Genomic DNA, 7,529 nt, shown 5'->3' on the forward strand with positions numbered 1-7,529 from the left:
GGCGGCGTGCGAGCCGTATTGGATGCCGGCGCGCGCGACGATGTGGCGCACGAGCGAGTAGCCGTTGGAGTGCAGGCCGCTCGAGGCGAGCGCCAGGATCGCATCGCCGTCCTCGACCTTGTGCGCGCCGAGCACGGCGTCGGCCTCGACGACGCCGGTGGCGGCGCCTGCGATGTCGTAGTCGTTCGGGCCGAGCAGCCCGGGGTGCTCAGCGGTCTCGCCGCCGACGAGGGCGGTGCCGGTCTCGCGGCACGCGTCGGCGATGCCGCGCACGATATCGGCGATGCGCTCGGGCACCACCTTGCCGGTCGCGATGTAGTCCGTCATGAACAGGGGCCGCGCCCCGACCACCACGATGTCATCGACCACCATGCCCACGAGGTCCTGCCCGACCGTGTCGTGCTTGTCGAGGGCCTGGGCGATCGCGACCTTCGTACCGACGCCGTCCGTGGAGGTGGCAAGCAACGGGCGACGGTAGCCGCGGAGCGCGCTCGCGTCGAACATGCCGGCGAATCCGCCCACCCCGCCCTGCACCTCGGGGCCGTGCGTCGAGCGCACCGCGGACTTCATCAGCTCGACGGCGAGGTCGCCCGCCGCCGTGTCGACACCGGCCTCGGTGTACGTGGAGTTGCGGGCGCCCGCGGCCGTCGCTGAATCGGCGCGAGAAGGAGGGGATTCGTGGGAGTCAGGAGCCACCCGCTCAGCCTACCTGTCGCGGACCGGACGCCCGGCCGGCCGGGGCATCGCCTGGCCCGGCCGGGGCATCCCTCGCCGGGGCGGCGCATCGCCTCGCCCGGCCCCGGCGGTCTCCGCCTCCCCGGGCAGCGTCTCGCCCGGGCGCCGGCGGTCTCCGCCTCCCCCCGGCGCAGGTGGCCGGTCGTAGAATCGAGGCATGACAGGTGCCGCGCCGGAGTGGCTGATTCGCGAGGACGCGAGCCAGCCGGTTCTGCTTGCGCTCTACCTGCGCCAGGTGCTCGGCATCCGCTCGCCCGAAGAGCTGCCGCACCTGCGCGGCATCCCGGCTCGCGTCAACGACCGCGCCGAAGAAACGCAGGCCCTCCTCGAGCGCCAGTGGCGCGAGTACTGGGCCATGACCGTCGAGCCGCAGGCGCATCCGTCATCCATCCCACTCGATCTCGTCGACGGATTCGAGACCCTCATCGCGCTTCCGGAGCACGGCTCGGAGCTGCTGCGCGAGGCGATCACCCCGCACGCGTCGGAGGCGCTCGCCTACGCGCAGTCGGTCAACGCGCGCTACTCGCGTGACGCCGCCGCGAAGCCCGGGGTTTCGTACCGCGCGTACGCGAGCGCGATCGCCGTGCACGAACGCCAGGTCGGTCGCCGCGCGCACTCGTTCGAGCTCAACGTGCAGGTGCTGCCGCTCAGTCAGCGCGGCGTGTGGTGGATCGGATCGCTCACGATCGCGGTCACCGACGGGCTGCGGGGGGATGTCGTGGCCTTCGACGCCGCGATCCACCCGATCATCGCGGAACTGGCTTAGGCGCGCGGACCGTCTGCCGGCGGGGGCGTGACGCCGGGGGCCGGCGGGCGCGTGACGCTGGGCGCCGGCGGGTCGACCTGGTTGAGCACGATCGGCTCGCCGTCGTCGAGCTCGGGGCCGTTGTCGCGGTGGTTCTCGTGCTCGACGACGGTCTCGTGGTCGACGACGACGGTGCGGGTGCGCCGCCCGACCGTCCGATCGAGCACGAGGGCGAGAACCCCGGCCACGAGCACGCCGACGCTGATGCAGATGAGCGCGAGGAAGCCGAAGACCTGGCCGTCGGAGTACACGACGTTCGTGCCCGGGCTCGGTTCGGCCGTCCCGTCGAAGGCGAACGTGAGGATCATCGCGACGAGAATGCCGAGCACCGCACCGAAGACGAGGAACGCGCCATAGCGCGGGGACCGGCGGACGCGGGCACCGACGATCTCGTCGGTCGACGTCGTCTCGTGCCGGTGTCGGGGAATCTGCGCCTCAGGGGCCATGACCCCATTCTCTCACTCCGCGCTGTGGTGCGTGCTCGACCGTGCGCCGGGTCGCCGGGTACGGGCGTCACGGGCCGCGGCGTCACGGGCGCGGGCATCACGGGCGCAGCGGCCCGGGCGCGGGCATCACGGGCGCAGCGGCAGCAGGCCCTCGAGGTCGGCGCGCACGCCGGAGGCGAGGATGCGGCCCGCGGCCGCGGCATCCGCCCACGACTCGCGGCCCGTCGCGAGTGCGATCCACGTCGTGGCATCGGTCTCGACGACGTTCGGCGGGGTCCCGCGGGTGTGCCGTGGACCCTGCACGACCTGCGCGGCGCCGAACGGCGGCACCCGCACCTCCACCGAGTTGCCGGGCGCCTTCTCCACGAGCAGCTGCAGCAGGTAGCGCACGGCCGTCGCGAGGTCCGTGCGGGTGGGCGTCTCGCCGGTGGCGGCGGCCCGATCGACGGCCTCGAGCGCGTCGCGCCCCCGTGCAACGTCGATCTTCTTCGGCATCCCACCACGGTAACCCGATGACCTTCGGCTGTGAGGGTGGGCGGGTGTGCGCACAACTCCTGCATTCCACGGCGCAAGGTTACGGGCAGCCCCGCCCTGCGCGGCCTGGGCGGCAGCACGCCGGGGTTTTGCAGGAGTTATGCGCACCAGTCCGGATCGGCCGGAGCCCGGCATGGCCCCACCCGCCCCCGCACCGCCCGACCCGCACCGCCCGACCCGCACCGCCCGACCCGTACCGCCCAACCTGGCCCGGCCCGCCCCCACCTGCCGGGCAACCCGGCGGGGCGCGCCGCTAGGCTTGGCGGGTGAGAATCCTGGTCCTCGGTTCCGGCGCCCGCGAGCACGCCATCATCCTCGCCCTCCGCGCCGAAGCCGCGCCGCACGACGTTTTCGCGGCCCCCGGAAACGCGGGCATCGCGCGCGACGCCGAGATCGTCGCCCTCGATCCGCTCGACCCGGGCGCGGTCACCGACTACGCGAACGATGCGAACATCGACCTCGTCGTGATCGGCCCCGAGGCACCCCTCGTCGCCGGTGTCGCCGACGCCCTTCGCGAGCACGGCATCCCGGTCTTCGGGCCCGGGCGCGCGGCCGCCCAGCTCGAGGGATCCAAGGCGTTCGCGAAGAGGATCATGGATGCCGCCGGCGTGCCGACCGGCCGTGCCGTGCACGCTCGCACCTCCGCCGAGGTCGCCGCGGCGCTCGATGACCTCGGCGCCCCGTACGTGGTCAAGGCCGACGGCCTCGCGGCAGGCAAGGGCGTGCTCGTCACGACCGACCGCGACGCCGCGCTCGCCCACGCGGAGCTCTACCTCCCGACGGGTCCCGTGCTGATCGAGGAGTTCCTGGACGGCCCCGAGGTCTCGCTGTTCTTCGTCAGCGACGGCGACGCGGTGCGGGCCCTCTCGCCCGCCCAGGACTTCAAGCGGGCCCTCGACGGCGACGCGGGGCCGAACACCGGCGGCATGGGCGCATACTCCCCGCTCCCCTGGCTGACCGAGCGCTTCGGCAGCGAGGCGGCCTTCGTCGAGCTCGTCACGAACGAGGTCGCGCTCCCCGTCGTGCGGCAGCTGGATGCCGAGGGCACGCCGTTCATCGGACTGCTCTACGCGGGCCTGATCGTGACCGACACGGGCGTCAAGGTGATCGAATTCAACGCCCGGTTCGGCGACCCCGAGACGCAGGTCGTGCTCCCGCGACTCGTCTCGCCGCTGTCCGAGCTGCTCGCGGCCGCCGCCTCGGGCCACCTCGAAGACCTTCCGCAGCCCGTGTTCGCCGAGGCGACGGCCGTCACGGTCGTGCTCGCCAGCGAGGGCTACCCCGAAGCACCGCGCACCGGGCGCCCGCTCGGGGGGGTGGAAGCCGCGGCGGAGGTCGAGGGCGTGCACATCGCTCACGCCGCGACTGCCGCCGCAGGCGAAGAGCTGCTCGCGACCGGCGGGCGCGTGCTGAGCGTCGTCGCCGTCGGCACGACGTTGGCGCAGTCACGGACCCGCGCCTACACCGCGATCGAGCGCATCACGCTCGAGGGCTCGCACTTCCGCACCGACATCGCCGCCGGCGCAGCGGAGTGAGCGCGCGCGTGGGTACGGGCGAGCGCATCGGGATCATCGGCGGCGGCATCCTGGGCATCGCGCTCGCTCGCGCGCTCGCGCTCCGCGCGGCGGGCGAGGTCACCGTGCTCGAGAAGGAGCCGCGGCTCGCCGCCCACCAGACCGGGCACAACTCCGGCGTCGTGCACGCGGGCCTGTACTACGCCCCGGGCTCGCTCAAGGCGACGCTGTGCGCGGCGGGCCGGATGTCGATCCGCGACTACTGCCTCGAGAAGGGGCTCCCCTACCGCGAGGTGGGCAAGCTCGTCGTCGCATCGGATGAGTCGGAGCTCGGCGCCCTCGCCGAGATCGAGCGGCGGTCGATCGAGAACGGCGTTCCCGACCTCGTCCGGCTCGAGGGAGAATCGGCCCTCCGCGATGTCGAACCGCACGTCACCGGGGTCGCCGCCGTGCACTCGCCGCACACGGCAATCGTCGACTACGCCGCGATCACCGAAGCGATGGCCCAGGACGTCCGCGCGGCGGGGGGCAGCATCCTGCTCGGCAGTGAAGTCGTCGCGATCACGCGCGACGGAGACACCGTCCGTGTGCGCACCGCAACCTCCGAGCACACCTTCGACCGCGTCATCGCGTGCGCCGGCCTGCAGTCCGACGTCGTCGCAAAGCTCGTCGGGGCAGACCCGTCGCCCAAGATCCTGCCCTTCCGCGGCGAGTACTGGGAGCTCGCGCCGGAGCGCACCGACCTCGTGCGCGGCATGATCTACCCGGTGCCCGACCCGCGCTTCCCGTTCCTCGGCGTCCACTTCACCCGCGGGGTCTACGACGCCGTGCACGTGGGCCCGAACGCCGTGCCCGCGCTCGCGCGGGAGGGCTACAAGTGGCTCTCGATCTCGCCGAAGGACACGTGGCAGTCGCTCCGGTGGCCGGGCGCGTGGCCCCTCGCGAAGCAGCACTGGAGGATGGGCGTCGACGAGATCAGCGGCTCGCTTCTCAAGCCGCTGTACTTCCGGAAGGCGCAGAAGTTCATCCCGGAACTGCGGATGTCCGACCTCGCGGCCAAGACGGCCGCCGGTGTGCGCGCCCAGGCGTGGGGGCGCGGCGGAGAGCTGCTCGACGACTTCGCGGTCGACCAGGTCGGCCCGGTGACCGTGCTGCGCAACGCCCCCTCGCCGGCGGCGACATCGTCGATGGCGATCGCCGACTACGTCATCGCGCACTACCTCGCGCGCACCGCGTGACGCTGCGGTGGGCCCTACCGCGCGGACTCGGCGTCGGCCGCGTGCCAGTCCGCCGTCGCACCGGTGGTGTCGGGCCGCCGGAGGAAGAGCACCGCGACGAGGCCGATCAGGAGCGCCGACGCCGGGAGCAGGATGGCCTGCGCCATCGCCGTCGAGAACCCCTCGAGGACGAAGTCGGGAAGCGTGCCGCCCGATCCGAAGTCGCCGCCGGCCGAGGCCGCCCCCGGGAGGTTCGCCTCTAGGCGGCCCTGCATGAAGGCCGCGATCGCGGCGGAGCCTATGACCGAGCCGACCGTGCGCGTGGTGTTGTAGATCCCGGCGCCGGCACCCGCCTGATGCATCGGAAGGTTGCGCGTCGCGGTGGTGGCCAGCGGCCCCCACATGCCCGCGTTGCCGATGCCCATCATCGCGGAGGGGAGCAGGAACATCCAGATCGGGGTGTCGACGTTCATGAGGCTCGAGTACCAGAACAGCGAGCCGGCCACGAACATCAGCCCGGGGACGAGGAGGAAGCGCGGGTCGGTGCGATCCAGCAGCTTCCCTGCGAACGGCGCGAGCACGCCCGACAGGACGGCCATCGGGATCAGCAGCAGCGCCGATTCGGTCGGGCTCAGCCCGCGGGCGAGCTGGATGAAGAACATCAGCGGCAGCGACATGCCCGTCACCGTGAAGCCGACCGCGGCGATCGCGATGTTGGCGACCCCGAAGTTGCGATCCTTGAAGAGGGCGAGCGGCACGAGGGGCTCGTTCTTCGTGCGCGCCTGGGTCCAGATGAAGACGCCCATCACGGCGACGCCAGTGATGATGACGCCCCACACCGTGATCGGGCCCCAGATGACGCCCCAGTCGTAGTGCTCGCCCTCCTGAAGGCCGAAGACGATCAGGAAGAGGCCGACGGCGCTCAGGATGACGCCCGGGATGTCGAATCGGTGCGGGTTGGTGGGCAGGTTCGGCACCAGCATCCATGCCAGCACGAAGGCGACCACGCCGACCGGGATGTTGATGAAGAAGATCCACTCCCATCCGAGGCCGTCGACGAGCAGGCCGCCCGCCAGGGGTCCGACGAGGGTCGCCACGCCGGCCGTCGCACCCCAGAGGCCCATCGCCGCTCCGCGGTGGTTCGGGGGGAACGTGCGCGTGATGACAGCCATCGTCTGCGGGGTCATGAGCGCGGCCCCGAGGCCCTGCAGGGCTCTTGCCGCGATCAGCATCTCGAGCGAGCCGGAGAGCCCGCACCACAGCGACGCGAGCGTGAAGACGGTGAGGCCGAGAAGGTAGATGCGCTTCGGGCCGAACCGATCGCCGAGACGTCCGGTGATCAGGAGGGGGACGGCGTAGGCGAGCAGATACGCGCTCGTCACCCACACGACGTTGTCGAGGTTGTTGGTCTCGGGGTCGAGCGCGGCCTTGATGGCCGGGTTGGCGACCGAGACGATCGTCGTGTCGACGAGGATCATGAAGAAGCCGATGACGAGCGCCCAGAGGGCGGGCCAGGGGCTGCGCGCGGGCGCAGTAGTGGATGCCGCGGGGACGGCGGTGGGTTCGGTCACGGGGTGTGCTCCCAGGAGTTTCGAATGCCGACCGCGGATGGGTCGGGATGGATGTCGGGCCAGGCCGCCGCGTCGGCGGTGAGGCGTTCGAGGGTGGCTGCCGTCCACACGACGTCGGCATGGGTGAGGTCGGCGCGGCGGTCGACCTCGAGGTGGTAGGCGAAGGGGACGCCCTTCGCCTTCGCGCGATCGAGGAAATCCCGGAGCTGGCTCTCCTCGGAGCGGAGCGAAGCAAGCCGGGCCTCGAGGATCGCGAGCGCTTCGTCGACGTCCAGGTTGTGCGCCTCGGCCAGGGCGATCGCGAAGTCCTGCGGCGTGGCGGGGGCAGCGAGGTGCGCCCGCACCCACCGGACGATCGCCTCGTGGCCGGCCTCGGTCAGCGCGTACAGCGTGCGCTCCGGACGGTTGCCGTCTCGACCGGTCGAGTGCACGTCGGCGAATCCGAGCTCGGCCAGCCGCGCGACCGTGTGGTAGAACGACCCGGGCTTGATGGTGAGCACGGCGTCCTTGCCGCGAAGCCGCAGCAGCTGCAGCATCTCGTACGGATGCATCGGCCGCTCCTCGAGCAGCGCCAAGGCCGTGACCGCGAGGGGCGTGAGGGTCCGCGCGCGTTTCACGGCGTCTCCCCTCTCGGTTGTTGTCGATCCGCTCGGAATAGTCCACATGGAATATACCACCTTGCTTCGAGCGTTGGCCACGGTCGCCGC

General features: G+C 72.0%; 8 protein-coding genes. 3 read left to right on the forward strand and 5 right to left on the reverse strand.

The annotated features are described in order from the left end of the window. The coding region (gene purM / locus VNT50_RS08395) for a phosphoribosylformylglycinamidine cyclo-ligase (RefSeq protein WP_414683958.1) at positions 1 to 570 on the reverse strand (570 nt) is incomplete at its 3' end. A 322-nt stretch (positions 571 to 892) separates the two neighbouring features. Here purM and VNT50_RS08400 point away from each other — a divergent pair. Then, the gene (locus tag VNT50_RS08400; RefSeq protein ID WP_325484660.1) at positions 893 to 1,501 is read left to right on the forward strand and encodes a zinc-binding alcohol dehydrogenase; all 609 of its coding nucleotides are present in this window, start codon (positions 893 to 895) and stop codon (positions 1,499 to 1,501) included. On the opposite strand, the gene VNT50_RS08405 is transcribed toward VNT50_RS08400, so the two are convergent. Both VNT50_RS08405 and VNT50_RS08410 read right to left on the reverse strand, forming a co-directional pair. Further along, complete coding sequence (locus VNT50_RS08405; RefSeq protein ID WP_325484661.1) at positions 1,498 to 1,986, reverse strand: hypothetical protein; 489 nt, start codon at positions 1,984 to 1,986, stop codon at positions 1,498 to 1,500. The two genes, VNT50_RS08400 and VNT50_RS08405, sit on opposite strands and share 4 nt — an antisense overlap. A 126-nt stretch (positions 1,987 to 2,112) precedes the next feature. Then, positions 2,113 to 2,481, reverse strand: coding sequence for a sterol carrier family protein (locus VNT50_RS08410; RefSeq protein WP_325484662.1), 369 nt, complete (start codon positions 2,479 to 2,481; stop codon positions 2,113 to 2,115). A 305-nt stretch (positions 2,482 to 2,786) separates the two neighbouring features. On the opposite strand from VNT50_RS08410, the gene purD reads away from it, so the two are divergent. Together purD and lhgO are read left to right on the forward strand one after the other, a co-directional pair. Then, positions 2,787 to 4,055 carry a phosphoribosylamine--glycine ligase gene (gene purD / locus VNT50_RS08415; RefSeq protein ID WP_325484663.1) on the forward strand — a complete coding sequence of 423 codons (1,269 nt, stop codon included), beginning with the start codon at positions 2,787 to 2,789 and terminating at the stop codon, positions 4,053 to 4,055. Continuing rightward, complete coding sequence (gene lhgO / locus VNT50_RS08420) at positions 4,052 to 5,272, forward strand: L-2-hydroxyglutarate oxidase (RefSeq protein ID WP_325484664.1); 1,221 nt, start codon at positions 4,052 to 4,054, stop codon at positions 5,270 to 5,272. The genes purD and lhgO overlap by 4 nt, the downstream gene beginning before the upstream one ends. Positions 5,273 to 5,286: 14 nt before the next feature. Here lhgO and VNT50_RS08425 read toward each other — a convergent pair whose 3' ends face one another. Both VNT50_RS08425 and VNT50_RS08430 read right to left on the reverse strand, forming a co-directional pair. After that, a complete protein-coding gene (locus tag VNT50_RS08425) occupies positions 5,287 to 6,822 on the reverse strand; it encodes a DHA2 family efflux MFS transporter permease subunit (protein ID WP_325484665.1) in 1,536 nt (511 codons plus the stop codon). Further along, positions 6,819 to 7,439 (reverse strand): PadR family transcriptional regulator, encoded by a 621-nt coding sequence (locus VNT50_RS08430; RefSeq protein ID WP_325484666.1) that lies wholly within the window; start codon positions 7,437 to 7,439, stop codon positions 6,819 to 6,821. The genes VNT50_RS08425 and VNT50_RS08430 overlap by 4 nt, the downstream gene beginning before the upstream one ends. Positions 7,440 to 7,529: the final 90 nt, after the last annotated feature.

Origin of the sequence: Microbacterium sp., assembly GCF_035554235.1 — a bacterium.
GTDB lineage: Bacteria > Actinomycetota > Actinomycetes > Actinomycetales > Microbacteriaceae > Microbacterium.